The organism is Pseudomonas sp. CFII68 (assembly GCF_000416195.1).
Taxonomy (GTDB): Bacteria; Pseudomonadota; Gammaproteobacteria; order Pseudomonadales; family Pseudomonadaceae; genus Aquipseudomonas; species Aquipseudomonas kilonensis.
This window is the reverse complement of sequence record NZ_ATLN01000094.1, coordinates 1-24,037: the sequence shown is the minus strand read 5'-3', so window position 1 is coordinate 24,037 and position 24,037 is coordinate 1. Positions and strand designations below refer to the sequence as shown.

23 protein-coding genes are annotated in these 24,037 nt (G+C 61.7%); 6 read left to right on the top strand and 17 right to left on the bottom strand.

The genetic code is table 11. The features are described 5' to 3' along the window. Positions 1 to 90: 90 nt before the first annotated feature. The 12 genes from CFII68_RS11685 to ccoN (CFII68_RS11740) all read right to left on the bottom strand — a co-directional run bounded on the left by CFII68_RS11685 (position 91) and on the right by ccoN (CFII68_RS11740) (position 10,228). Entirely contained in the window at positions 91 to 630 is a 540-nt protein-coding gene (locus CFII68_RS11685; RefSeq protein WP_018608613.1) for a FixH family protein, read from the bottom strand. A gap of 11 nt (positions 631 to 641) precedes the next feature. After that, positions 642 to 2,057, bottom strand: coding sequence for a cytochrome c oxidase accessory protein CcoG (gene ccoG, locus CFII68_RS11690; RefSeq protein WP_018608611.1), 1,416 nt, complete (start codon positions 2,055 to 2,057; stop codon positions 642 to 644). A 443-nt stretch (positions 2,058 to 2,500) separates the two neighbouring features. Beyond that, a complete protein-coding gene (locus CFII68_RS11695; RefSeq protein ID WP_018608609.1) occupies positions 2,501 to 2,917 on the bottom strand; it encodes a type II toxin-antitoxin system VapC family toxin in 417 nt (138 codons plus the stop codon). Beyond that, on the bottom strand, positions 2,918 to 3,172 hold the full coding sequence (locus CFII68_RS11700) for a type II toxin-antitoxin system Phd/YefM family antitoxin (RefSeq protein ID WP_018608607.1): 255 nt from the start codon (positions 3,170 to 3,172) through the stop codon (positions 2,918 to 2,920). A gap of 151 nt (positions 3,173 to 3,323) precedes the next feature. Beyond that, a complete protein-coding gene (ccoP, locus tag CFII68_RS11705) occupies positions 3,324 to 4,307 on the bottom strand; it encodes a cytochrome-c oxidase, cbb3-type subunit III (protein WP_018608605.1) in 984 nt (327 codons plus the stop codon). Continuing rightward, positions 4,304 to 4,489, bottom strand: coding sequence for a CcoQ/FixQ family Cbb3-type cytochrome c oxidase assembly chaperone (locus CFII68_RS11710; protein WP_003175465.1), 186 nt, complete (start codon positions 4,487 to 4,489; stop codon positions 4,304 to 4,306). Before CFII68_RS11710 ends, ccoP (CFII68_RS11705) begins: the two co-directional genes overlap by 4 nt. Positions 4,490 to 4,495: 6 nt before the next feature. Continuing rightward, positions 4,496 to 5,104 (bottom strand): cytochrome-c oxidase, cbb3-type subunit II, encoded by a 609-nt coding sequence (gene ccoO / locus CFII68_RS11715; RefSeq protein ID WP_014339380.1) that lies wholly within the window; start codon positions 5,102 to 5,104, stop codon positions 4,496 to 4,498. Next, positions 5,104 to 6,546, bottom strand: coding sequence for a cytochrome-c oxidase, cbb3-type subunit I (gene ccoN / locus CFII68_RS11720; RefSeq protein WP_014339379.1), 1,443 nt, complete (start codon positions 6,544 to 6,546; stop codon positions 5,104 to 5,106). The genes ccoO (CFII68_RS11715) and ccoN (CFII68_RS11720) overlap by 1 nt, the downstream gene beginning before the upstream one ends. A gap of 481 nt (positions 6,547 to 7,027) precedes the next feature. Then, a complete protein-coding gene (gene ccoP / locus CFII68_RS11725) occupies positions 7,028 to 7,981 on the bottom strand; it encodes a cytochrome-c oxidase, cbb3-type subunit III (RefSeq protein WP_018608587.1) in 954 nt (317 codons plus the stop codon). Further along, the gene (locus CFII68_RS11730) at positions 7,978 to 8,181 is read right to left on the bottom strand and encodes a cbb3-type cytochrome c oxidase subunit 3 (protein WP_024618408.1); all 204 of its coding nucleotides are present in this window, start codon (positions 8,179 to 8,181) and stop codon (positions 7,978 to 7,980) included. The genes ccoP (CFII68_RS11725) and CFII68_RS11730 overlap by 4 nt, the downstream gene beginning before the upstream one ends. 3 nt (positions 8,182 to 8,184) lie before the next feature. Next, positions 8,185 to 8,793 carry a cytochrome-c oxidase, cbb3-type subunit II gene (gene ccoO / locus CFII68_RS11735; RefSeq protein ID WP_018608583.1) on the bottom strand — a complete coding sequence of 203 codons (609 nt, stop codon included), beginning with the start codon at positions 8,791 to 8,793 and terminating at the stop codon, positions 8,185 to 8,187. 10 nt (positions 8,794 to 8,803) lie between these two features. Next, the gene (ccoN, locus tag CFII68_RS11740; protein WP_014339375.1) at positions 8,804 to 10,228 is read right to left on the bottom strand and encodes a cytochrome-c oxidase, cbb3-type subunit I; all 1,425 of its coding nucleotides are present in this window, start codon (positions 10,226 to 10,228) and stop codon (positions 8,804 to 8,806) included. A gap of 95 nt (positions 10,229 to 10,323) precedes the next feature. Here ccoN (CFII68_RS11740) and CFII68_RS11745 point away from each other — a divergent pair, with 95 nt between their 5' ends. Together CFII68_RS11745 and CFII68_RS27505 are read left to right on the top strand one after the other, a co-directional pair. Then, entirely contained in the window at positions 10,324 to 11,013 is a 690-nt protein-coding gene (locus CFII68_RS11745) for an alpha/beta family hydrolase (RefSeq protein ID WP_018608581.1), read from the top strand. Positions 11,014 to 11,248: 235 nt separating this feature from the next. Continuing rightward, positions 11,249 to 11,449, top strand: coding sequence for a nucleoid-structuring protein H-NS (locus CFII68_RS27505; RefSeq protein WP_156886100.1), 201 nt, complete (start codon positions 11,249 to 11,251; stop codon positions 11,447 to 11,449). Positions 11,450 to 11,594: 145 nt separating this feature from the next. Here the strand turns inward: CFII68_RS27505 and CFII68_RS11755 are convergent, their stop codons facing one another. From CFII68_RS11755 to acnA, 3 genes are all read right to left on the bottom strand, one after another. Further along, a complete protein-coding gene (locus CFII68_RS11755) occupies positions 11,595 to 13,160 on the bottom strand; it encodes a PAS domain-containing methyl-accepting chemotaxis protein (RefSeq protein WP_018608577.1) in 1,566 nt (521 codons plus the stop codon). A 77-nt stretch (positions 13,161 to 13,237) separates the two neighbouring features. Continuing rightward, positions 13,238 to 14,026 carry a CPBP family intramembrane glutamic endopeptidase gene (locus CFII68_RS11760; RefSeq protein WP_018608575.1) on the bottom strand — a complete coding sequence of 263 codons (789 nt, stop codon included), beginning with the start codon at positions 14,024 to 14,026 and terminating at the stop codon, positions 13,238 to 13,240. Positions 14,027 to 14,339: 313 nt separating this feature from the next. Beyond that, positions 14,340 to 17,081, bottom strand: coding sequence for an aconitate hydratase AcnA (acnA, locus tag CFII68_RS11765; protein ID WP_018608573.1), 2,742 nt, complete (start codon positions 17,079 to 17,081; stop codon positions 14,340 to 14,342). Positions 17,082 to 17,253: 172 nt separating this feature from the next. On the opposite strand from acnA, the gene rlmM reads away from it, so the two are divergent. Next, a complete protein-coding gene (gene rlmM / locus CFII68_RS11770; protein WP_018608570.1) occupies positions 17,254 to 18,363 on the top strand; it encodes a 23S rRNA (cytidine(2498)-2'-O)-methyltransferase RlmM in 1,110 nt (369 codons plus the stop codon). Positions 18,364 to 18,529: 166 nt separating this feature from the next. Beyond that, positions 18,530 to 18,781: a sulfurtransferase TusA gene (gene tusA, locus CFII68_RS11775; protein WP_018608568.1), complete on the top strand. Its 252-nt coding sequence runs from the start codon at positions 18,530 to 18,532 to the stop codon at positions 18,779 to 18,781. Here tusA and CFII68_RS11780 read toward each other — a convergent pair. Then, on the bottom strand, positions 18,778 to 20,181 hold the full coding sequence (locus tag CFII68_RS11780; RefSeq protein ID WP_018608566.1) for an MATE family efflux transporter: 1,404 nt from the start codon (positions 20,179 to 20,181) through the stop codon (positions 18,778 to 18,780). The two genes, tusA and CFII68_RS11780, sit on opposite strands and share 4 nt — an antisense overlap. A gap of 294 nt (positions 20,182 to 20,475) precedes the next feature. On the opposite strand from CFII68_RS11780, the gene pdxB reads away from it, so the two are divergent. Continuing rightward, positions 20,476 to 21,630 (top strand): 4-phosphoerythronate dehydrogenase PdxB, encoded by a 1,155-nt coding sequence (pdxB, locus tag CFII68_RS11785; protein WP_018608564.1) that lies wholly within the window; start codon positions 20,476 to 20,478, stop codon positions 21,628 to 21,630. Between the two features lie 120 nt (positions 21,631 to 21,750). On the opposite strand, the gene CFII68_RS11790 is transcribed toward pdxB, so the two are convergent. Beyond that, positions 21,751 to 21,930: a PA1571 family protein gene (locus CFII68_RS11790; protein WP_018608562.1), complete on the bottom strand. Its 180-nt coding sequence runs from the start codon at positions 21,928 to 21,930 to the stop codon at positions 21,751 to 21,753. 258 nt (positions 21,931 to 22,188) lie between these two features. On the opposite strand from CFII68_RS11790, the gene CFII68_RS11795 reads away from it, so the two are divergent. Next, positions 22,189 to 23,961 carry an ABC transporter transmembrane domain-containing protein gene (locus CFII68_RS11795; protein WP_018608559.1) on the top strand — a complete coding sequence of 591 codons (1,773 nt, stop codon included), beginning with the start codon at positions 22,189 to 22,191 and terminating at the stop codon, positions 23,959 to 23,961. The last annotated feature ends 76 nt before the right edge of the window (positions 23,962 to 24,037 follow it).

Genomic DNA, 24,037 nt, shown 5'->3' with positions numbered 1-24,037 from the left:
TCTTTTGATCTTTCGCTTGGGACTCAAGCAGCAAGGGAAAGATCGCAGCCTCGCTTCGCTCGGCAGCTCCTACAGGGGCTGTCGTCTGGTTTATTTTTTCAGGTCTTCAGCGCCTTGCAGCGGCTCATCGCCGAGCAGGATGTCCTGGTCGTGGTTGATCTGTTCTTCTTCGAACAGGCGCCAGGTCTTGTCGTTCTCCACTCCCAGCAATTCGACAAAGCGCCGGCCTTCGATCTTGTCTGTCATCTGTCCGACGTAGCGCCCCGGTTCGCTGTCGTTGCGGGTCAGGACGATCTTGCGGTCCTTCTCCGGCTGGGTCGGCGAGATCAGGCTCAGTTCCAGGGTCTGGGGGCGGCTGTTGCCGTTCAGGCGCAGGTTCACTTCGCCGGTCACGTCATCCAGTTGCACGTTGGCATGCAGTTGCAGGGTCTGGGCGAGCAATTCGCGCTCCAGCGAGCGGTTGATGCCCTTGCCGGCTTCGTAATAGTTGTCGTTGACCAGGTTATCCGGGTTCTTCACCGCAATGGTCACCATCGTCAGGCTCAGTGTCACCGAACAGGTCAGGATCGCGATGATGATCCACGGCCAGAGGTGTTTGTACCAAGGGCTGGTGGCGGTTGCTGCAGGCATGTTCAGTTCTCTCAACGAGTTTGTGGGCCGATGAACCGGCTCTTGGCTTCGACATGTACGCTTTCGTCATCGGCGTCCTTGAGGATGAAGGTCACCTCGTTGGTGCTCGATGGCAGTTGCTCCGGTGCGCTGGACAGCTCGACCGGCTGGCTGTAGATCTCGCCGGCCGCGACCTTGATTTCCCGCCGGCCTTGCAGCTTGAGGTCGGGCAGGCCGGCGGCTTCCAGGACGTACGTATGGTCGCGCTGGTCTTTGTTCATGATCTTCAGGCTGTAGACGTTCTCGATCCGGCCTTCGGCGTTTTCGCGGTAGAGCACGCGGTCCTTGCTGACGTCGAAACCCACCAGCGAGCGCATGAAGAACGCCGTCGCCAACAGGCTCATCATGGTCAGCAGCACCAAGGCATAACCGATCAGGCGCGGGCGCAGTTTATGGGTTTTCTGCCCCGAAAGGTTGTGTTCGGTGGTGTAGCTGATCAGGCCGCGTGGGTAATCCATCTTGTCCATGATGTTGTCGCAGGCATCGATGCAGGCCGCGCAGCCGATGCACTCGATCTGCAGGCCGTCACGGATGTCGATGCCGGTAGGGCAGACCTGGACGCACATGGTGCAGTCGATGCAATCCCCCAGGCCCAGGGCTTTGTAGTCGACGCCCTTCTTGCGTGGGCCACGGCTTTCGCCGCGACGCGGGTCGTAGGAAACGATCAAGGTGTCCTTGTCGAACATCACGCTCTGGAAGCGTGCGTAAGGGCACATGTAGATACACACTTGCTCACGCAGCCAGCCAGCGTTGCCGTAGGTGGCGAGGGTGAAGAAACCCACCCAGAAATACGACCAGCCATCGGCCTGGCCGGTAAAGAACTCGAACACCAGTTCGCGGATGGGCGTGAAGTAACCGACAAAGGTCATGCCGGTGACGAAGCCGATCAGCAGCCACAGGCTGTGCTTGGCGAACTTGCGCAGGAATTTGTTGGCACCCATGGGGGCCTTGTCGAGCTTGATGCGCTGGTTGCGGTCGCCTTCGGTGACTTTTTCGCACCACATGAAGATCCAGGTCCATACGCTCTGTGGGCAGGTGTAGCCACACCACACTCGTCCGGCATAGACCGTGATGAAAAACAGGCCAAAGGCGGCAATGATCAACATCCCGGACAGCAGGATGAAGTCCTGGGGCCAGAAGGTGGCGCCGAAAATAAAGAATTTGCGCTCCGGCAGGTTCCACCAGACGGCCTGATGGCCACCCCAGTTCAGCCAGACCGTACCGAAATACAGCAGGAACAAGAGCGCGCCGCCAGCCATTCGCAGGTTGCGGAACAGGCCAGTGAAGGCGCGGGTGTAGATTTTTTCCCGAGAGGCATACAGGTCGACGCTTTTGTTCGCGTCCTTGGCAGGCGGGGTAACGTCATGTACCGGAATCTGGTTACTCATCAAATGCATCCCACGGCAGTGGAAAAGTGCCGTGGCCAGTACGTGCCGACCACGGTCAGAAAGGGTGTTGCGGTGGCGCAATGATACGCCTGTCGCTCTAGCCCAAGGGTGCGACCTTTGGTCGCGTTGGGGGTCTGCCTAGAATGGTGTAGCGGATGTAACAAGTCATGACTCAGATCAATTGACTATAGACATTCCGTGGCGTTGGCGAAAAAACGAAAGGGAGTCGGACAGGCAAATTGGCAGGTTGGAGAAATCGCCCTCAGTGCAAGCAAATACTTCAAGTAGGCATAAGCCTGCTCTTTGTGGCGAGGGGATTTATCCCCGCTGGGTTGAAGCAGCCCCATGATTCATCAGCCACTGTGTTGTGTCAGGCAGGACGCAGGGGGTTGCTGCGCAACCCAGCGGGGATAAATCCCCTCGCCACAGGACCGCATGAAGTCTCAGGATGGATCTGACCACGGGTTGAGCACCGCCACGCCGCTGCTTTGAAAATCACTCACGTTGCGGGTCACCACGGTCAACCCATGGACGAGGGCGGTGGCGGCGATCAACGCATCGCATTCATTACTGCGGTCAGGCACATGCAGGCGAGCGCAACGCAGTGCGACGGCACGGTCCACGGCCAGGATCCGGCCGGCAAAGGCAGGCATCACGTGATTATCCAGCCAGGCCCGGAGGCGACTGCCCTGCGTCGGGTCCTTGCGTTCGAAGCGCAGCACGCCGGTTTCCAGTTCCAGTACGGTGATCGCCGAGACGTACAGGCTGGGAGCAGGAACGCTGCGTGCCCAGGCTTGGACGTTTCTGTCTGCCTGGGGTTTGCGCAGTTCCGAGATGACATTGGTATCGAGTAGAAACATTCAGGACAGGTCCACCGAGCGGGGGGCGATGACGGCGCGCTCGGTATCGAAGTCGATGTCCGGCGCATTGGGCATGACCAGCAACTCGACAATGCTGGTGCCAATGCCGGTCAGTTTCTGGTACTCCTCAATGCTTAGCAGTACATGGGCTGGCTTGCCACGGTCGGTGATGATCACCGGCCCTTCACGGGTGGCTTTTTTGGCACCACTTGTGTCGTGGTTGAATTCGCGGCTGGAGATGGTGGTGATGGACATGGAAGCGTCCTCGTTTGAACTTGAATGTAGGCACGTTACTACCAGGGTGGTTGGCCGGCAAGCGAAACAGATTTACCCAGGTTTTTCGGCCGGTAACAAAAAGGCCCCGCCAATCAGATTGGCGGGGCCTTTGGTGCATCAGCTACTTGTCTTACTGGGCGTCAGCGGCCGGAGCCTTTTCGCCGTGAGACAGGCTGTAGACATAGGCCGCCAGCAGGTGGACCTTGTCGTTGCCTTGCAAGTCGGCCTGGGCCGGCATTTGGCCCTGGCGCCCGTAGCGGATGGTCTGCTGCAGTTGAGCGAAGCTCGAACCGTAGATGAAGCCGGCCGGATGCGTCAGGTCAGGTGCGCCCATGGCAGGCGTGCCCTTGCCAGCTGGACCGTGGCAGGCCACGCAGTTGGCGGCGAACAGTTTCTGGCCGTTGGCCGGATCGGCCTTGGCGCCTTCCGGCAGCTTGCGACCGTGCAGGCTGGTCACCAGGTAGGAAGCCACGTCAGCGACGCCTTGCTCGCCAACCACGGCAGCCCAGCCCGGCATCACGGCGTGACGACCGCCCATGATGGTGGTCTTGATGGTTTCCGGCTCACCGCCCCAGCGCCAATCGGCATCGGTCAGGTTAGGGAAGCCATAGGCACCCTTGGCGTCGGAACCGTGGCAGACCGAGCAGTTGGAGGCGAACAGGCGGCCACCCATCTTCAAGGCTTGCGGGTCCTTGGCGACTTCTTCAATCGGCATCGACGCGAACTTGGCGAAGATCGGACCAAACTTGGCGTCCGAACGAGCCATTTCCTTTTCCCACTCGTGAACGCCGGTCCAGCCGGTCTGGCCATTGGCGAAAGGGGTCTGCTTTTCGGTGTCCAGGTAGTTATACCCTGGCAGCAGGCCTTTCCAGTTGCCCAGGCCCGGGTAGAGCACCAGGTAACCGAGGGCGAAGACAATGGTGCCCACGAACAACATGAACCACCATTTCGGCAGTGGGTTGTCGTACTCTTCGATGCCATCGAACGAGTGACCAACAGTCTCGTCCGTTTGTTCGGCGCGCTGGCCCTTACGGGTCGACAGCAGCAGCCAGGTCAGGGCGAAGATCGTACCCAGGCTGAGGACTGTGACGTACAGACTCCAGAACGTAGTCATTCTTTGTTACTCCTAGAAGCTTGCTCGACGTGCTTGATGGCTTCGGGATCATCCGCGAACGGCAGCAAGGTCGCGTCTTCGAACTCCGACTTGCGCTTGGGGCTGAACACCCACAGGGCCAGACCGATAAAGGCCACCATCACGACGACAGTGCCCAGGCCGCGAATCATCCCGATATCCATAAAGAATCACCGTTTGCTTTTGATGATGGTGCCCAGGCCTTGCAGATAGGCCACCAGCGCGTCCATTTCAGTCTTGCCCTTGACGGCATCCTTGGCACCGGCGATGTCTTCGTCGGTGTAAGGCACGCCCAGGGTGCGCAGGACTTCCATTTTCTTGGCGGTGTCTTTGCCGTCGAGCTTGTTTTCTACGAGGAACGGGTAAGCCGGCATTTTCGACTCAGGCACTACGTTGCGCGGGTTGTACAGGTGCGCACGCTGCCAGTCGTCGGAGTAGCGGCCGCCAACGCGGGCCAGGTCCGGACCGGTACGCTTGGAACCCCACAGGAACGGGTGGTCCCAGACGCTTTCACCGGCGACCGAGTAGTGGCCGTAGCGTTCGGTTTCTGCGCGAAACGGACGGATCATCTGCGAGTGGCAGCCGACACAGCCGTTGGCGATGTAGACGTCGCGACCTTCCAGCTCAAGGGCGGTGCGCGGCTTCATGCCTTCGACCGGCTTGTTGGTCACGTCCTGGAAAAACAGCGGAACGATCTGGGTCAGGCCGCCGATGCTCACGGCGATGACCATGAAGAAGGCCAGCAGGCCGATATTCTTCTCTACTGTTTCGTGCTTCATCAGTGAGCTCCAACTACGGCGATCTTGGCGGCGGCTTCAGCTTCAGCCGGGTCAGAGGCACGAACGGTGCGGTACACGTTGTAGGCCATGAACAGCATGCCGCTGGCGAAGAACGCGCCGCCCAGGGCACGAACGATGAAACCAGGATGGCTGGCTTGCAGCGCTTCGACGAACGAGTAGGTCAGGGTGCCGTCGTCGTTGATTGCACGCCACATCAGGCCCTGGGTGATGCCGTTGACCCACATCGAGGCGATGTAGAGCACAGTGCCGATGGTCGCGAGCCAGAAGTGCGCGTTGATCAGGCCGGTGCTGTGCATCTGCGCACGACCGAACAGTTTCGGGATCATGTGGTAGATGGCGCCGATGGAGATCATTGCCACCCAGCCGAGCGCACCGGCGTGTACGTGGCCGATGGTCCAGTCGGTGTAGTGGCTCAGGGAGTTGACGGTCTTGATGGCCATCATCGGGCCTTCGAAGGTCGACATGCCGTAGAACGCCAGCGATACCACCAGAAAGCGCAGGATCGGGTCGGTGCGCAGCTTATGCCAGGCCCCCGACAGGGTCATCATGCCGTTGATCATGCCGCCCCAGCTTGGCGCCAGCAGGATGATCGACATCGCCATGCCCAGGGACTGCGCCCAATCCGGCAGTGCGGTGTAGTGCAGGTGGTGCGGACCGGCCCAGATGTACAGGGTGATCAGCGCCCAGAAGTGGACGATGGACAGGCGATAGGAATAGATCGGACGCTCGGCCTGTTTCGGCACGAAGTAGTACATCATCCCCAGGAAGCCCGTGGTCAGGAAGAAGCCCACGGCGTTGTGGCCGTACCACCACTGGATCATCGCATCGGTCGCGCCCGAGTAGGCCGAGTACGACTTGAAGAAGCTGACCGGCAGGGAAGCGTGGTTGACGATGTGCAGCATGGCGGTCACGACGATGAATGCACCGTAGAACCAGTTACCGACGTAGATGTGCTTGGTCTTGCGCTTGACGATGGTGCCGAAGAACACCAGGCCGTAGGTCACCCAGACGATGGCCAGCAGGATAGCCAGGGGCCATTCCAGTTCCGCGTATTCCTTGGTGGTGGTGAAACCCATTGGCAAGGTCACGATCGCACCCACGATGACCGCTTGCCAGCCCCAGAAGGTAAAGGCGGCGAGGCCGTCGGAGATCAGTCGCGTTTGGCAGGTTCGCTGCACGACGTAGTAAGAAGTGGCAAACAATGCACAACCACCGAAGGCGAAGATCACCAGGTTGGTGTGCAGCGGGCGCAGGCGTCCAAATGTCGTCCATGGCAGATCGAAGTTCAACTCCGGCCAGACCAGTTGCGAGGCGATGAAGACACCGAGCCCCATGCCAAGGATCCCCCAGACCACCGTCATGATGGCGAACTGGCGGACTACCTTATAGTTATAAGCAGTCGGACTGATTGCTGTGCTCATTCTAAGGTTCCACGGTTTGGGTGTTTTATTAGGATAAAAATCGGTCGCAAGTATGGAGAAAGCGGGGGGTCATTGCAACGCGCCATGACCTGCGTCAATGCTTTCCAAAGCTGATTCTGCGGCCTTTCCATGTTCCGTGTAGGGACAAAAATGGCCCACGGCAAAATGTCGCAACGAAGGAACGAGGCGAGGGGGTCAGGTCGGTTGTAACGGGGTGTGTTCAAACACAGCGTTCGGGTGATGCCAGGCAACTGTCGCAACAGCCGGTATTCACCAGCCTTTGCGGCCTTTTTGACGAACGATTGTCGAACGCATCGGGTCGGGTCGACCTGAAACCGGCAGTCGCCAGTGCACGCAAAGGCAAGCTTAGACCCGATTCAGGGGAACCGAAAGAAAGACTATGGGAGGGTGCGACAATGCGTCGCGCAGGGACACGGAGCAGCCGCATCCAGACGGATGCGGCTGTTCACGCGGTCAAGATTTATTCGCTTTTGTGTTCGGCTTGCAGGCGCTCGGCACCGGCAGTGTGGGACAGGCTGTAGACGTAGGCAGCAAGCAGTTGCACCTTGTCGTTGCCCAGCAACTCATTCTGCGCCGGCATGTGGCCCTGGCGACCATGGCGAATGGTCTGCTGCAACTGTGCCAGGCTGGTGCCGTAGATGAAGCCGGCCGGTTGCGTCAGGTTCGGCGCGCCCATGGCTTCGGTCCCCTGGCCGGTGGCGCCGTGGCAGGCGACGCAGGTGGTGTTGAAGGCCTGCTGGCCGGCTTGCAGGTCGGCACCGCTGTCCGCCGGCAGAGGCAGGCCGGCCAAGTCGTGGCGTACATACGCGGCCACGTTCTTGACCCCGGCCTCGCCCAGCACTTCACCCCAGGCCGGCATCGCCGCCATGCGGCCACCCAGGATGGTGGCCTTGATGGTGTCGGCAGCGCCGCCCCAGCGCCAGTTGCTGTCGGCCAGGTTCGGGAAGCCGAAGGCACCCTTGGCATCCGAGCCGTGGCAGACCGAGCAGTTGGAGGCGAACAGGCGGCCACCCATCTTCAAGGCTTGTGGGTCCTTGGCCACTTCCTCCACGGGCATGGCGGCGAATTTGGCGAAGATCGGCCCGAACTTGGCGTCGGCCTTGGCCATTTCCTTTTCCCACTCATGGGCGCCGGTCCAGCCGTTGTCGTAACCTGGCAGGATGCCTTTCCAGTTGCCCAGGCCCGGATAGAGGACCAGGTAGCCGACGGAAAACACCAGGGTGCCGGCGAACAACAGGAACCACCACTGCGGCAGCGGATTGTCGTACTCCTCGATGCCGTCGAAGCTGTGGCCCATGGTCTGGTCGACGCTGCCCTTGGTCTCGCCCTTGCGGGTGCCGATCAGCAGCCACGTCAGGCCGATGAGGCTGCCGATGGTCAGTACGCAGATCCACGTACTCCAGAAGGTGGTCATGGCCGGGTACTCCTTGTTGCAGGGTCTTGGGGGGTGGCGGTGTCAGCGGGTGGCTCGTCGGCGAACGGCAGCAGGCGCGCTTCGGCGAACTCTGGACGACGTTTGCTGCTGAATACCCACAGGGTCAGGCCGATGAAGGCGATGAACACCACGACCGTGCCCAGGCCGCGGATCATTCCAGTACTCATTTCAAGAACCATGGCTCACCTCTTGCTCTTGATGGCAGTGCCGAGCACTTGCAGGTAGGCCACCAGCGCGTCCATTTCGGTTTTGCCCTTGAGCGAGGCCACGCTGTTGGTGATGTCGTCGTCGCTGTACGGCACGCCCAGGGTGCGCATGGCGCGCAGCTTGCCTTCGGTATGGCTGCTGTCCACCGCTTGGGTCACCAGCCACGGGTAGGCGGGCATTTTCGACTCGGGCACGACGTTGCGCGGGTTGTACAAGTGGGCGCGGTGCCAATCATCGGAGTAGCGCGCGCCGACCCGTGCCAGGTCCGGCCCGGTACGCTTGGAGCCCCACAGGAATGGGTGGTCCCAGACGCTTTCGCCGGCGACGGAGTAGTGGCCGTAGCGCTCGGTCTCGGCGCGGAACGGACGAATCATCTGCGAATGGCAGCCGACGCAGCCTTCACGGATGTAGATGTCGCGGCCTTCCAGTTGCAGGGCGGTGTAGGGCTTCATGCCGTCCACGGGCTTGTTGGTCACGTCCTGGAAGAACAGCGGCACGATCTGGGTCAGGCCGCCAATGCTCACGGCAAGGACCATCAGCAGCATCAGCAGGCCGACGTTTTTTTCGATTGTTTCGTGTTTCATGGTGGACTCCTCAGGCCATCTGCGCGGCAGCGGCGGCTTCGGCAGGCTGGTAGGCCCGCACGGTGCGCCAGGTGTTGTAGGCCATCAACAGCATGCCGAGGAGGAAGATCGCCCCGCCCGCCAGCCGCACGACGAAGCCTGGGTGGCTGGCCACCAGGGTTTCGACGAAGGAGTAGGTGAGCGTGCCGTCCTCGTTCACCGCACGCCACATCAGGCCCTGGGCGATGCCGTTGACCCACATCGAGGCGATGTACAGCACGGTGCCGATGGTCGCGAGCCAGAAGTGCGCGTTGATCAGGCCGATGCTGTGCATCTGTGGCCGGCCGAAGACCTTCGGGATCATGTGGTACAGCGCACCGATGGAAATCATCGCCACCCAGCCGAGCGCGCCGGCATGGACGTGGCCGATGGTCCAGTCGGTGTAGTGGGAGAGGGCGTTGACGGTCTTGATCGCCATCATCGGACCTTCGAAGGTCGACATGCCGTAGAACGCCAGGGACACCACCAGGAACCGCAGGATCGGGTCGCTGCGCAACTTATGCCAGGCACCCGACAGGGTCATCATGCCGTTGATCATGCCGCCCCAGCTTGGCGCCAGCAGGATCAGCGACATCACCATGCCCAGGGACTGTGCCCAGTCCGGCAGCGCGGTGTAGTGCAAGTGGTGAGGGCCGGCCCAGATGTACAGGGTGATCAGCGCCCAGAAGTGCACGATGGACAAGCGATAGGAATACACCGGGCGCTCGGCCTGCTTCGGCACGAAGTAGTACATCATCCCCAGGAAGCCTGCGGTGAGGAAGAAGCCCACGGCGTTGTGGCCGTACCACCATTGCACCATCGCATCCGTGGCCCCGGCGTACACCGAGTAGGATTTGGTGAAGCTCACCGGCAGTTCCAGGTTGTTGACGATGTGCAGGATCGCCACGGTCAGGATGAACCCGCCGAAGAACCAGTTACCGACGTAGATGTGCTTGGTGTTGCGCTTGGCCACGGTGCCGAAGAACACGATGGCGTAGGCAACCCAGACGATGGTGATCAGGATGTCGATCGGCCATTCCAGTTCGGCGTATTCCTTGGAGCTGGTGTAGCCCAGTGGCAGGCTGATGGCCGCCAGCAGGATCACCAGTTGCCAGCCCCAGAAGCAGAACGCGGCGATTTTCGGCGCGAACAGCTGGGTCTGGCAGGTGCGTTGCACCGAATAGAACGAACTGGCGAACAGGGCGCAGCCGCCGAAGGCAAAGATCACTGCGTTGGTGTGCAGTGGGCGCAGGCGGCCGAAGCTGGTCCATGGCAAATCGAAGTTGAGTTGTGGCCAGACCAATTGGGCGGCGAGAAAAACCCCGAGCCCCATGCCGACGATGCCCCACACCACCGTCATAATGGCGAATTGGCGGACCACCTTGTAGTTGTAGGCGGTACTGATAGAAGTGTTCATGGTTCCCCATCCACGGTTCAGCCGAAGTAGCGCCTGCGCAAGGCAGTGCGGCGTTCTTCGCCTGGAGTTATAGGCAGACTAAAAGCGAGGTCAGCATGGACAAACAGCACAAGGCCAGTATTGACGGGGATCAATGGGCGCGATGTGTAGCCGAACACGGCTGGTTATGGACAGCCGGGCAATCGGTCGCCAGCGCCAAGGCGCCAACCCTGATCCTGGCCCATGGTGCCGGAGCGCCAATGGACAGTGGCTTTATGGAGCAAATGGCCGCGCGCCTTGCCGCACAGGGCGTCAACGTGTTGCGCTTCGAGTTTCCCTACATGGCCCAGCGGCGCCTGGATGGGGGCAAGCGTCCACCCAACCCTGCGCCTAAGTTGCTGGAATGCTGGCGTGAGGTGTACGCCACGGTGCGGCCTTATGTCGCTGGGCGGCTGGCCGTGGGGGGCAAATCCATGGGCGGGCGCATGGCGAGCCTGCTGGCCGATGAGCTGGGCGCCGATGCGCTGGTATGCCTGGGCTATCCCTTCTATGCAGTGGGCAAGCCGGAGAAACCGCGGGTCGAGCATCTGGCGGCGTTGAAAACCCGGACCTTGATCGTCCAGGGCGAGCGCGATGCGTTGGGCAATCGGGAAGCGGTGCAGGGGTATGCCTTGTCACCGAGCATCGAGGTGATGTGGCTGGCGGCGGGGGATCATGATTTGAAGCCGTTGAAGGTTTCGGGATTTAGTCATGAGCAGCACCTGGAGGCTGCTGCGGGAAAGGTGGCGGCGTTTCTTCAGGATTGATAGCGTCTGTCCTGGCCTCTTCGCGAGCAAGCTCGCTCCCACACTGGATTTGCGGCGTTCACAAGCCCCTGTGGGAGCGAGCCTGCTCGCGATAGCGGTCTGACAGTTGGCCAGGATGTTGTTGGCTGAGTACATATCCGTTGCTGCGGTCACGGCTGCCTATGGTTCCGCTCTTACAGCGGCTCACTTTTGAGAAGCCCGGAAGCCGGCCCAGTCAAAAGTAAGCAAAACGCTCTTGCCCCACCACTCGGTGCCTCGCCTAGGCTCGGCATGCCCGAACGAAGGCATTGCTCCGTGGGCCCGCCGCGAAGGGCCATCCATGGCCCAGCGCGGCTACCTCGGCATCCATGCCGAGGTGCCCACTACGCAATGCCTGCGTTCGGCCATCGTGGTTAACGGGGCGCCCGAGATCAACGTCCATCCCGAGGCGGTCTGATAGCCGACCTGGTTCTTGGTGGGACCGCGTTTCCTCTGTGGGAGCGAGCCTGCTCGCGAAGGCGGGTTACGCGACGCTTTTTTTAAAATGGTAATAAAAAACCCGGAAGCTTTCGCTGTCCGGGTTTTTTTCAAGCCGACATCTATCAGCGGTTAAACCGCTCCACCAACGAGTACTGCGTGTTGGCCGTGCGGGTCAGCTCTTCGCTCAGCAGTGCCGAGCTGTGAGCCTGGCCAGAGGTCTGGTCGGCCAGCTGCGAGATATTGCTGATGTTGCGGCTGATCTCCTCGGCCACTGAGCTTTGCTCCTCGGTGGCGGCGGCGATCTGGGTGGTCATGTCGGTAATGTGGGCCACCGCTGCACTGATCCCCACCAGCGCCTCGTCTGCTTCCATGACCCGGGCCACGCCTTCTTCGGCCTGGCGATGGCCGGCGTCCATGGTCTGCACGGCGTTGGTGGCGGTCTGCTGGAGCTTGGCGATCAGGGCGTGGATCTGCCCGGTGGATTCGCTGGTGCGTTGTGCCAGTTGCCGCACTTCGTCAGCCACCACGGCAAAGCCGCGGCCCATCTCCCCGGCGCGGGCCGCTTCGATAGCGGCGTTGAGGGCCAGCAGGTTGGTCTGGTCGGCGATGCCTTTGATCACATCTACCACGCCACCGATCTCGTCGCTGTCCTTGGCCAACTGGGTCACGGTGTGGCCGGTTTCACCGACTACCACCGACAGGCGCTCGATGGCTTCGCGGGTTTCGCCGGCGATGTCGCGCCCGCGGCTGGTCAGGCGATTGGCTTCCTGGGTGGCGTCGGCGGTGCGCTGCACGTGGCTGGCAACTTCCTGGGTCGTTGCCGCCATCTGGTTGACGGCCGTGGCGACCTGTTCGGTTTCCACCCGCTGGCGCTCCAGGCCGCTGGAGCTGTCATGGGCCAGGGTGTTGGACTGTCGAGCCTGATCGTTAAGGTGTTCGGCGGTGTCCTGCAGGCGGGTCAGGCAGGTTTTCAGGCGCGCTTCCTGGCTGAGGATCGACATCTCCAGGCGTGCCTGGGCGCCGCGGCTGTCGGTATACATCCGGGCGATCAGCGGGTCGGACGTGGTTTGCTCGGCCAGGCGCAGCAGGCGCTTGATCCCGCGTTGCTGCCATTGCAGGCCTAATAGCCCCAGCGGCACCGACAGCAGGGCGGCCAGGGCAAAGCCCCAGGAGGAATCCAGGAAAGCGCCGACGATGAAACTCAACTGGCTGACCAGGATAAACGGTAGCCAGTCCTGCAGTATGGGTACCCATTTGTCGCTACCCGGAACTGCGGATTTGCCTTGGTTGATGCGTTGATAAAGCGCCTCGGCGCGGGCGATCTGTTCGGCGGAGGGCTTGACCCGCACCGACTCGTAGCCGATCACCTGATTGCCCTCGAACACGGGCGTGACATAGGCATTGACCCAGTAATGGTCGCCGTTCTTGCTGCGATTCTTGACGATGCCCATCCATGGCAAGCCTTGTTTCAGCGTGCCCCACATATGCGCGAACACAGCGGAAGGGACGTCGGGATGGCGCACGAGATTGTGCGGCGAACGAATCAGTTCTTCCTTCGAATACCCGCTGATCTCAACGAACGCGTCGTTGCAGTAGGTGATCACGCCCTTGGCGTCGGTGGTCGAAATCAATCGTTGCTGGGCCGGGAAGGTCCTTTCGCGTTGTGTGACGGGCTGGTTGTTACGCATGGTGTGTAGATCCGCAAGGCTTTGAAAGGTTGTCGGCGGTGTCAGGTTTTAATTGAAGTTATTTTTGCCTGTCGCTATCACGCCAGCATCGGGTAGGTAAATAGGGCGAAATGAAGCAGATTGAGGAGAAAATGCGTGGCAATCGCTGCGCCCAGGCCGCCAAAACGATAGGCCAGGCCGTAACCGACCCCCGCCAGGCCCGACAGCAGCACCCATTGCCAACCTGCGCCGGCATGTACCAGGCCGAACAGCAGCGAGGACAGGAGCAGCGCCAGGTTGTCGCCGTAACTCAGGTGTTTGAAGCGCCGGCTCAAGCCCCCCTGAATGTAGCCACGAAACAGCGCTTCCTCCACCAGCGTCACCAATAAAAGATTGTTGAACACCCACAACCAGGCGTGATCCGGCCATTTCGGCGCCCAGTGGATCATGCCCAGCAGCATGGCTCCGCCGAGGGCCAGCACCGCGCTCAACGCCAGGCCCAGTGCCGTGGCCCCTGCCGCCAGGCGCAACGGGCGTCGGCCGACGATCCAGGGGCAGGCCAGCAACAGCCAGAAGCCGATCAGCGGCTTGTCCTGGTTCAGGTACATGGCAAACGGCGCGGCGTCGTCGGTCAAGCGTTGCGCCGGGATCACCCTCCCGTTGAAGAAGCCAGGCATCCAGTGCAGGGCCAATGCCAGGGCCATGATCAGGAACAGGGCGTGCCCGAGAAACTGGCCTACCGGCGTTTGCTGTTGGCGAACCGCATACCCGGCAAACAGCAATAGCGCGACCGAGATGGCAGCTGTCCAGGTCAAATGGCCGTAGACCAGCGCCAGACCGTAGCCTGTGGAGAGGAGGGCCAGGTGAAGCCAGGGTAAAGCGGGCATACAACATCCTTTTAGCGGAAGAGCTCGGGGCGAGAGCGGCCGTTGGGGCTTCGACGCCACCGTGTCGCGCAGAGGGCACATTTGTGTCCATGCAGGTTCATGCGCAGGAGGGGCAAGCCGTTGGCGGACTCTGTTCCGTGAGTGCCGGCGGGATTATAGGCGGGCCGATACAAAACATCGCCCGTTAAGATGTGAATAAAAGTCAGCGAGCCGCAGAACCTGTGGGAGCGGGCTTGCTCGCGAAAGCGGTGTGCCTGGCAGCATCAATGTTGACTGTTTCACCGCCTTCGCGAGCAAGCCCGCTCCCACAATTTCAAGCGGCAATCAATTGCCGCAGTACATAGTGAAGGATCCCGCCGGCCTTGAAATATTCCACTTCATTCAAGGTATCGATCCGGCACAACACTTCGATTCGCTCCTGGCTGCCGTCCTCTCGGGTGATGACCAGGGGCAGGTTCATGCGCGGCGTCAGTTCGACGTCATTGAGGCCCAGGATGTCCAGGGTTTCCTTGCCCGTAAGGTTCAGGCGCTTGCGGTTCTGGTCGAGCTTGAACTGCAATGGCAGCACGCCCATGCCCACCAGGTTGGAGCGGTGGATGCGCTCGAAGCTTTCGGCGATCACCGCCTTGACCCCCAGCAGGTTCGTGCCCTTGGCGGCCCAGTCCCGGCTCGACCCGGTGCCATATTCCTGCCCGGCAATCACCACCAGCGGCGTGCCCGCGGCCTGGTACCGCATGGCGGCGTCGTAGATCGGCATGCGTTCGCCACTGGGGATGTAGATCGTGTTGCCGCCTTCTTCGCCGTCGAGCATTTCGTTGCGAATGCGGATATTGGCGAAGGTGCCGCGCATCATCACCTGGTGGTTGCCGCGCCTGGAGCCATAGGAGTTGAAGTCTCGCGGCTCCACGCCCTGTTCGCGCAGGTAGCGACCGGCCGGGCTGTCGGTCTTGATATTGCCGGCAGGGGAGATGTGGTCGGTGGTCACCGAGTCTCCCAACAGGGCCAGGACCCGGGCACCCTCGACGTTCCTGACGGCCGGCGGCGGTCCGCCGATGTCGTCGAAGAACGGCGGGTGCTGGATGTAGGTCGAGTCGTCCTGCCAGACGTAAGTCGCCGCTTGCGGCACTTCGATGGCCTGCCATTGTTCGTCACCGGCAAACACGGCGGCGTATTCCTTGTGGAACATGCTGGTGTTGACCTGGGCCACGGCGGCGGCCACTTCCTGGCTGCTGGGCCAGATGTCCCGCAGGTACACCGGTTTGCCGTCCCGGTCGTTGCCCAGCGGTTCGCTGCTGATGTCGATGCACACGGTGCCGGCCAGGGCATAGGCGACCACCAGCGGCGGCGAGGCCAGCCAGTTGGTCTTCACCAGTGGGTGCACCCGGCCTTCGAAGTTGCGGTTGCCCGACAATACCGAAGCCACCGTCAGGTCGGCTTTCTGGATGGCTTTTTCGATGGGCTCCGGCAACGGTCCGGAGTTGCCGATGCAGGTGGTGCAACCATAGCCGACCAAGTCGAAACCAAGTTTATCCAGGTACTCGGTCAGGCCGGCCGCCTTGTAGTAGTCGGTGACCACCTTGGAACCCGGGGCCAGGGAACTCTTGACCCACGGCTTGCGGGTCAGGCCCTTTTCCACGGCTTTTTTGGCCAGCAGCCCGGCGGCCATCATCACGCTGGGGTTGGAGGTGTTGGTGCACGAGGTGATAGCAGCGATCACCACCGCGCCGTTTTTCAGGCGATGGGTGTGGCCTTCGTATTCGTATTCGGCTTCGCCCACCTGATCGGCATTGCCCACCGCGACGCCACCGCCACCTTCACTTTCCAGGCGACCTTCTTCTTTACTGGTGGGTTTGACCTGCAATCCCAGGAAGTCGCTGAAAGCCTGGCCGACATTCGGCAGCGAGACCCGGTCCTGCGGGCGTTTGGGCCCAGCGAGGCTGGCCTCGACGCTGCTCATGTCCAGCTCCAGGGTGTCGGTGAACACCGGTTCCTGGCCGGGCAAGCGCCACAGGCCCTGGGCCTTGCAATAGGCCTCGACCAATTTCACCGTTTCCGCTGGGCGTCCCGACAGGCGCAAGTAGTCCAGGGTCACATCGTCGACTGGGAAGAAACCGCAGGTGGCGCCGTATTCCGGCGCCATGTTGGCGATGGTGGCGCGGTCGGCCAGGGGCAGGTCGGCAAGACCGTCGCCATAGAACTCGACGAACTTGCCCACCACGCCTTTCTTGCGCAGCATCTGCGTGACGGTCAGCACCAGGTCGGTGGCGGTGATGCCTTCACGCAGTTTGCCGACGAGTTTGAAGCCGATGACCTCGGGAATCAGCATCGACACCGGCTGGCCGAGCATGGCCGCTTCCGCCTCGATCCCGCCGACGCCCCAGCCCAGTACGCCGAGGCCGTTGATCATGGTGGTGTGGGAGTCAGTGCCCACCAACGTGTCGGGGAACGCGTAGGTGCGGCCGTCTTCTTCTTTAGTCCACACGGTGCGGCCCAGGTATTCGAGGTTGACCTGATGGCAGATGCCGGTGCCCGGCGGCACCACGCTGAAGTTGTCGAAAGCGCTTTGGCCCCAACGGAGGAAGGCGTAGCGTTCGCCGTTGCGTTGCATTTCGATGTCGACGTTCTGCTCGAACGCCTGGCTGCTGGCGAATTTGTCCACCATCACCGAGTGGTCGATCACCAGGTCCACCGGCGACAGCGGGTTGATCCGCTGGGGATCGCCGCCGGCCTTTTCCATGGCGGCGCGCATGGCGGCCAGGTCGACCACGGCGGGGACGCCGGTGAAGTCTTGCATCAACACCCGGGCGGGGCGGTATTGAATCTCGCGGTCGGAGCGGCGCTCCTTGAGCCACCCGGCCAGGGCCTTGAGGTCGGTGCCGGTGACGGTTTTTTCATCTTCCCAGCGCAGCAGGTTTTCCAGCAGTACCTTCAACGACATGGGCAGTTTGTCCAGGTCGCCCAGGCTTCGGGCGGCATCCGGCAGGCTGAAGTAGTGGTAGGTCCTGGCGTCGACTTGCAGTGTTCTAAGGGTTTTCAGGCTATCGAGGGACGGCATTGAAATCACTCCTTTGAGTCCGCACGGCTACGGACTGACGGAACGGGTAGAGGCTTTAACCTAGCCCTGTTTTGAGCGAATGACTAATCACTGGACTCTATAGCAAGGTTCGCGGTTCCGAACTCCGCTATCATGCGGCGGTTTTCGTGACAGGCTTTGCTACGGAGTTTCAATGAACACGCTTTTCATGCACTGCCGGCCGGGCTTCGAAGGCGAGGTCTGTTCCGAGATCGCCGAGCACGCGGCCCGACTCAACGTGGCCGGCTACGCCAAGGCCAAACCGGCCAGTGCCTGTGCTGAATTTGTCTGCACCGAAGACGACGGCGCCGAGCGGTTGATGGGCGGCCAGCGTTTCGCCGAATTGATTTTCCCGCGCCAGTGGGCGCGCGGTACGTTCATCGATTTGCCGGAAACCGATCGCATCAGCGTCATCCTGGCCCACATGGCCGCTTTCCCGACCTGTGGCAGCCTGTGGCTGGAAGTGGTGGACACCAACGACGGCAAGGAACTGTCGAACTTCTGCAAAAAATTCGAAGGCCCCTTGCGCAAGGCGCTGATTGGCGCCGGCAAGCTGGTGGACGACCCGCGCAAGCCGCGCCTGCTGTTGACCTTCAAGAGTGGCCGCGAAGTGTTCCTGGGCCTGGCCGAATCCGATAACTCGGCGATGTGGCCCATGGGCATTCCCCGCCTGAAGTTTCCTCGGGAAGCGCCGAGCCGTTCCACCCTCAAGCTTGAAGAGGCCTGGCACCATTTCATTCCCCGGGACCAGTGGGACGAGCGCCTGCACAGCGACATGACCGGCGTGGACCTCGGTGCCGCGCCGGGCGGCTGGACCTGGCAACTGGTCAACCGGGGCATGCTGGTGACCGCCATCGACAATGGCCCGATGGCCGAAAGCCTGATGGACACCGGCCTGGTGCAGCATCTGATGGCGGACGGCTTCACGTTCAAGCCCAAGCAGCCGGTGGACTGGATGGTCTGCGATATCGTCGAGAAGCCGGCACGCAACGCGGCGATGCTGGAAGAGTGGATTGGCGAAGGACATTGCCGCGAGGCCGTGGTCAACCTCAAGCTGCCGATGAAACAGCGTTATGCCGAGGTCAAGCGCCTGCTCGAACGTATCGCCGAGGGGTTCAAGGCCAGGGGCATCAAGGTCGAGATCGGTTGCAAGCAGCTGTACCACGACCGCGAGGAAGTGACGTGCCATCTGCGGCGGCTGGACACCAAAAAGCCCCGTGGGAGCAAAGCTGTGGGAGCAAAGCTTGCTCGCGATGAACGGTGACACGGTCTGGAGACCGAGGTGCCTGCATCGCGGGCAAGCCTTGCTCCCACAGGCTTGCTCTTACATGTCTGCTATCCCACAGTTTGCTTTCACATGTTTGCGATTCCACAGGCTTTGCTCAGGACCGACATTGCGCGACAATGCCGGCCAGTTTCAGGAGTAGAACATGAGTGAAATGAACGATATGCCGGTCGACGGCACGCTGGATGCCACGGGCCTCAATTGCCCGGAACCGGTGATGATGCTGCACCAGCACATTCGCGACCTGGTTCCCGGTGGGCTGCTGAAAGTGATCGCCACCGACCCCTCGACTCGCCGCGACATCCCCAAGTTTTGCGTGTTCCTGGACCACGAACTGGTGGCCCAGCAGGAGGAAGCGGGCACGTACCTCTACTGGATCCGCAAGAAACTCGCTTAATCCGTCGAACGACTGAGCCTGATCTGCTTGCGCGCGCTGCGTGCCAGGCGGATCGACAGCATCAGCGCCGCGCAGCTCAAGCCCACGATCAGGCCTTGCCACAACCCGCTCGGGCCGCTGGCCGCGCCGAGCCAGTCGGTCAGGCCCAGGGCGTAACCCACCGGCAGGCCGATGCCCCAATAGGCGAACAGGGTCAGGATCATCGTCACCCGGGTGTCCTGGAAGCCGCGCAACGCGCCTGCCGCCGTGACCTGGATCGCATCGGAAAACTGGAACAGCGCCGCGTAGACGATCAGCATCGAGGCCACGTTGATCACCACCGGATCGGCGGTATAGATCGCCGCGATGGGCCCGCGTAGCGCGAACATCAGGCTCGCCGACAGGCAGGCGTACGCCAGGGCCGTGCCCATGCCCACCCCAGCAGCGAAGCGCGCTTCGCGCGGCTGACGACGGCCCAGGGCCTGGCCGACCCGCACCGTGACGGCCATGCCCAGGGAGTAGGGGATCATGAACACCAATGAACTGAAGTTCAGCGCGATCTGATGCCCGGCCACCACCGTGGCGCCGAGGCTGCCGATCAGCAGGGCGATCACTGCGAAAATACTCGACTCGGCGAACACCGCGATGCCAATCGGCAGGCCGATGCCCAGCAGGCGCTTGATGACCGCCCATTGCGGCCAGTCGAAACGGCTGAACAACCGGCTCGTCTGATAGGCCGGCGCCCAGCGGGCCCAACCGGCCATGCCCAGGGCCATGACCCACATCACGATGGCCGTGGCCCAGCCGCAACCGACGCCGCCCATGGCGGGCACACCCAGGTGTCCGTAGATGAAGATGTAATTGAGCGGAATGTTCAGCGCCAGCCCGCACAGCCCCAGCACCATCGCCGGCCGCGTGCGTCCCAGGCCATCGCTGAAGCAGCGCAGTACGTGATACAGCGCCACGGCCGGCAGGCCTGTACCGATGCCCCGCAGGTATTCCATGCACGGACCGATCAGTTCAGGATCGACGTTCATGATGTGCAGGATTGGTTCGGCGCTGAACAGCGCCAGCGTCGCGATCAACCCCACCACCAATGCCAACCACAACGCCTGGCGCACCAGCGGCCCGATCTCGTCGAACGTACCGGCACCGAAGCGCTGGGCAACTTTCGGCGTGGTCGCCAGCAATGTGCCGGTCATCAACAGGAACACCGGCACCCAGATCGAGTTGCCCAGGGCGACGGCCGCCAGATCCCGCGGGCCAACCCGACCGGCCATCACCGCATCGACAAACCCCATGGCGGTAGTTGCCAGTTGCGCCACCATGATCGGCAAGGCCAAGGCCAGCAAGGTCCTGAGTTCCAGGCGAACCCGGGCCGGGCGGGAGAGGGTGGTGGGGGTGTCGATGACAGGATTCACAGGGAAAGCGTCCGAAAAGGTTAAGCGCAAGGCGGCGAATTCTACGCCTTGACGCAGTGGTCAGGAAAAAACCTGTGTTGTGGATTTGTAATCGCTTTTTCAATTTTCAAGCACCTGTGGGAGCAAGGCTTGCCCGCGAGGAAGATGATGCGGTCTCCCTAGGAACCGAGGCGCCTGCATCGCGAGCAAGCTTTGCTCCCACATAAATCCCCTTGCCACAACATCATTCGCTCCGGGTAATGCACAGGCCCAACGGAACGCCTACACTGCCCCTCCCGCCAAAGGAGCTCTGCCATGCTGATCGTCGCCGACGAAAACATCCCCCTGCTCGATGCATTTTTCCAAGGATTCGGCGAAATCCGCCGGGTACCGGGGCGGGGGATCGACCGGACGATGGTCGAGCACGCCGATGTGTTGCTGGTGCGTTCGGTCAGCCAGGTCAATCGGGCCCTGCTGGAAGGCAGCAAGGTGCGCTTCGTCGGCACCTGCACCATCGGCACCGATCACCTGGACCTGGATTATCTCGCCGAGGCCGGTATCCGCTGGGCCAGCGCGCCGGGCTGCAATGCCCGTGGTGTGGTGGACTATGTGCTGGGCAGCCTGATGACCCTGGCAGAAATCGAAGGCGCACAACTCGAGCAACGAACCTTCGGCGTGGTCGGCGCAGGCCAGGTGGGCGGGCGGTTGATCGAGGTGCTCAAGGGGCTGGGCTGGACCGTAAAGGTCTGCGATCCGCCGCGTCAGGCCGCCGAGGGGGGCGACTATGTGAGCCTGGAGCAGATCATCGAGCAGTGCGATGTGATCAGCCTGCACACACCGTTGACCCGCGACGGTGAGCAACCGACCTGGCACCTGTTCGACGAGGCGCGCCTGAACCAGCTCAAGCCCGGGACCTGGCTGATCAACGCGGCCCGCGGCCCGGTGATCGACAACGCCGCGCTACGCGAAGTGTTGCTGGAACGCGAAGACCTGCAAGCGGTGCTGGATGTCTGGGAGCAGGAACCCACCGTGGATGTGGACCTGGCCGATTTGTGCGTGATCGCCACCCCGCACATTGCCGGTTACAGCCTCGATGGCCGTCAGCGCGGCACCGCCCAGATCTACCAGGCCTTGTGCGCTTTCCTGGAACAGCCGGTTGAAGTCAGCCTCAGCGACCTGTTGCCTCGGCCTTGGCTCGGTGGCATCACCCTGGATGCCGCAACCGACCCGGCCTGGGCCTTGGCGGCGTTGTGCCGGAGCGTGTACGACCCCCGTGGCGACGACGCAAACTTTCGCCGCAGCCTGGTGGGCACGGTCAGCGAGCAACGCAGCGCGTTCGACGCCTTGCGCAAGCATTATCCGCCACGGCGGGAAATCGACAGTTTGAAGGTTCGTATTGAAGGGCAGTCGGCGGCTTTGCAACAGATCGTGACGGCGCTGGGTTGTGGGAGCAAAGCTTGCTCGCGATGAACGATGACGCGGTCAGGGGACCGAGGTGCCTGCATCGCGGGCAAGCCTTGCTCCCACAACCTTTCTCGCAGGCATAAAAAACCCGACATCAAGGTCGGGTCCAATTGAAGACGGGCTGTATCACTTTTGTTCGGCAGGCTTGACCAGTCGTTTTTCCAGCTCGCTGCAGGCTTTCTGGATCATGTCTTCGGTGATCGGTACTTCGCGCCCTTCCTCATCGATGATCGAGCAGCCCAGAGACTGGTCCGGTTGCGTGCGGATTACTTGAATCTTGTCGTCGCTGCTGTGTTGCAAGGACATGGCCTGTCTCCTCATCAGGTTGTGTGCCTACTTTAATGTCGCCAGGTGACCGAGCCATGACACTCCTTGTAGGTTCATGGCGACACCTCCACTCAATCAGAAACACAGTTGCGTTTCCAGCCAGACTTTAGACCGATAACATCTAGCTGCTAGTCGTAGTGGTCATATTTAACCTGACTCATTCTGATTCAACTTGGTTCCGCTGCGTTTCGACGGCGCGGGCCGACCTTTTTCCTGCTGCATTATCGGACGCCTTTGATGCTTTCTTCCCGACATCGCCGTGCCATACGCCTGGCCAGCGGCTTCATTGCCCCTTATCGCAAACAAGTCGCTGGCGCTCTGCTGGCGTTGATTGTCACCGCGGGTATTACCTTGTCCATGGGCCAAGGCATCCGGTTGCTGGTGGACCAGGGCTTCATGACCCGCTCGCCGCACCTGCTCAACCAATCCATCGGCCTGTTCATGGTGCTGGTGGTGGGGTTGGCGATCGGTACGTTTGCCCGTTTTTACCTGGTGTCCTGGATCGGCGAGCGGGTGGTGGCCGATATCCGGCGGCAGGTCTTCAACCATCTGGTGTACTTGCACCCCGGTTTCTACGAAAACAACCGCAGTTCGGAAATCCAGTCGCGGCTGACCGCCGATACGACCTTGCTGCAATCGGTGATCGGTTCGTCGCTGTCGTTGTTTTTGCGCAACGCCTTGATGGTGGTGGGCGGCATCGTGCTGCTGTTCATCACCAATCCCAAGTTGACCAGTATCGTGGTGATTGCCCTGCCGCTGGTATTGGCGCCGATCCTGGTCTTTGGTCGTCGGGTGCGCAGTTTGTCGCGCCAGAGCCAGGACCGCATTGCCGACGTCGGCAGCTACGTTTCCGAAACCCTTGGCCAGATCAAGACCGTGCAGGCTTACAACCACCAGGTCCAGGACGAACAACGATTCTCCGTGACGGTGGAGCAGGCTTTCGACACTGCCCGCAAGCGCATCGCCCAGCGGGCCTGGCTGATCACCCTGGTGATCGTGCTGGTACTGGGCGCGGTGGGGGTGATGCTCTGGGTCGGCGGCATGGATGTGATCGCCGGGCGGATTTCCGGCGGTGAGCTGGCGGCATTCGTGTTCTACAGCCTGATCGTCGGCAGCGCCTTCGGTACCCTGAGCGAAGTGATCGGCGAGCTGCAACGGGCCGCGGGCGCGGCAGAGCGCATTGCCGAGTTGCTGCGTTCGGAGAACATCATCCAGCCGCCGGCTTCAGGCCTTGTCATCTTGCCGGAGCGGGTCCGGGGCGATCTGCGCCTCGAAGGCGTGCGTTTTTCCTATCCCTCCCGGCCGGACAGTTATGCGGTCGACGGTCTCGACCTGACTATCAACGCCGGTGAGACCCTGGCCCTGGTTGGGCCTTCCGGTGCGGGCAAGTCAACGGTGTATGACCTGCTGCTGCGTTTCTACGATCCGGTGCAAGGGCAGATCCTGATCGACGATGTGCCGTTGACTCAACTCGATCCGCTGGACCTGCGCCGCCACTTCGCCCTGGTTTCACAAAACCCGGCGCTGTTTTTCGGCACGGTCGAAGAGAACATCCGCTACGGCAACCCTGGCGCAACGTCCGAGCAGGTGCGTGAGGCTGCGCAGATTGCCCACGCCCACGACTTCATCGAAAAAATGCCCGACGGCTACCAGACCCACCTGGGCGACGGTGGCCTGGGCCTGTCCGGCGGCCAGCGCCAACGCCTGGCCATCGCCCGGGCGTTGCTGGTGGACGCGCCGATCCTGCTGCTGGACGAAGCCACCAGCGCCCTCGATGCGCAAAGCGAACACCTGATCCAGCAGGCCCTGCCCAACCTGATGAAAAACCGCACGACCCTGGTCATCGCCCACCGCCTGGCCACGGTGAAAAACGCTGATCGGATCGCGGTGATGGACCAGGGCAAGGTGGTTGCGGTGGGCACTCACCAGGAGCTGGTTGCCAGCAATGCGTTGTACGCGCGGCTGGCGGCGTTGCAGTTCAATGTGGGGTTGGAGGCGGCAACCGACTAAGAACAGCGGGCTCTTGAGTGTTCGCAGATTCAATGTTCACCATAGGTCTCCTGTGGGAGCGGGCTTGCTCGCGAAA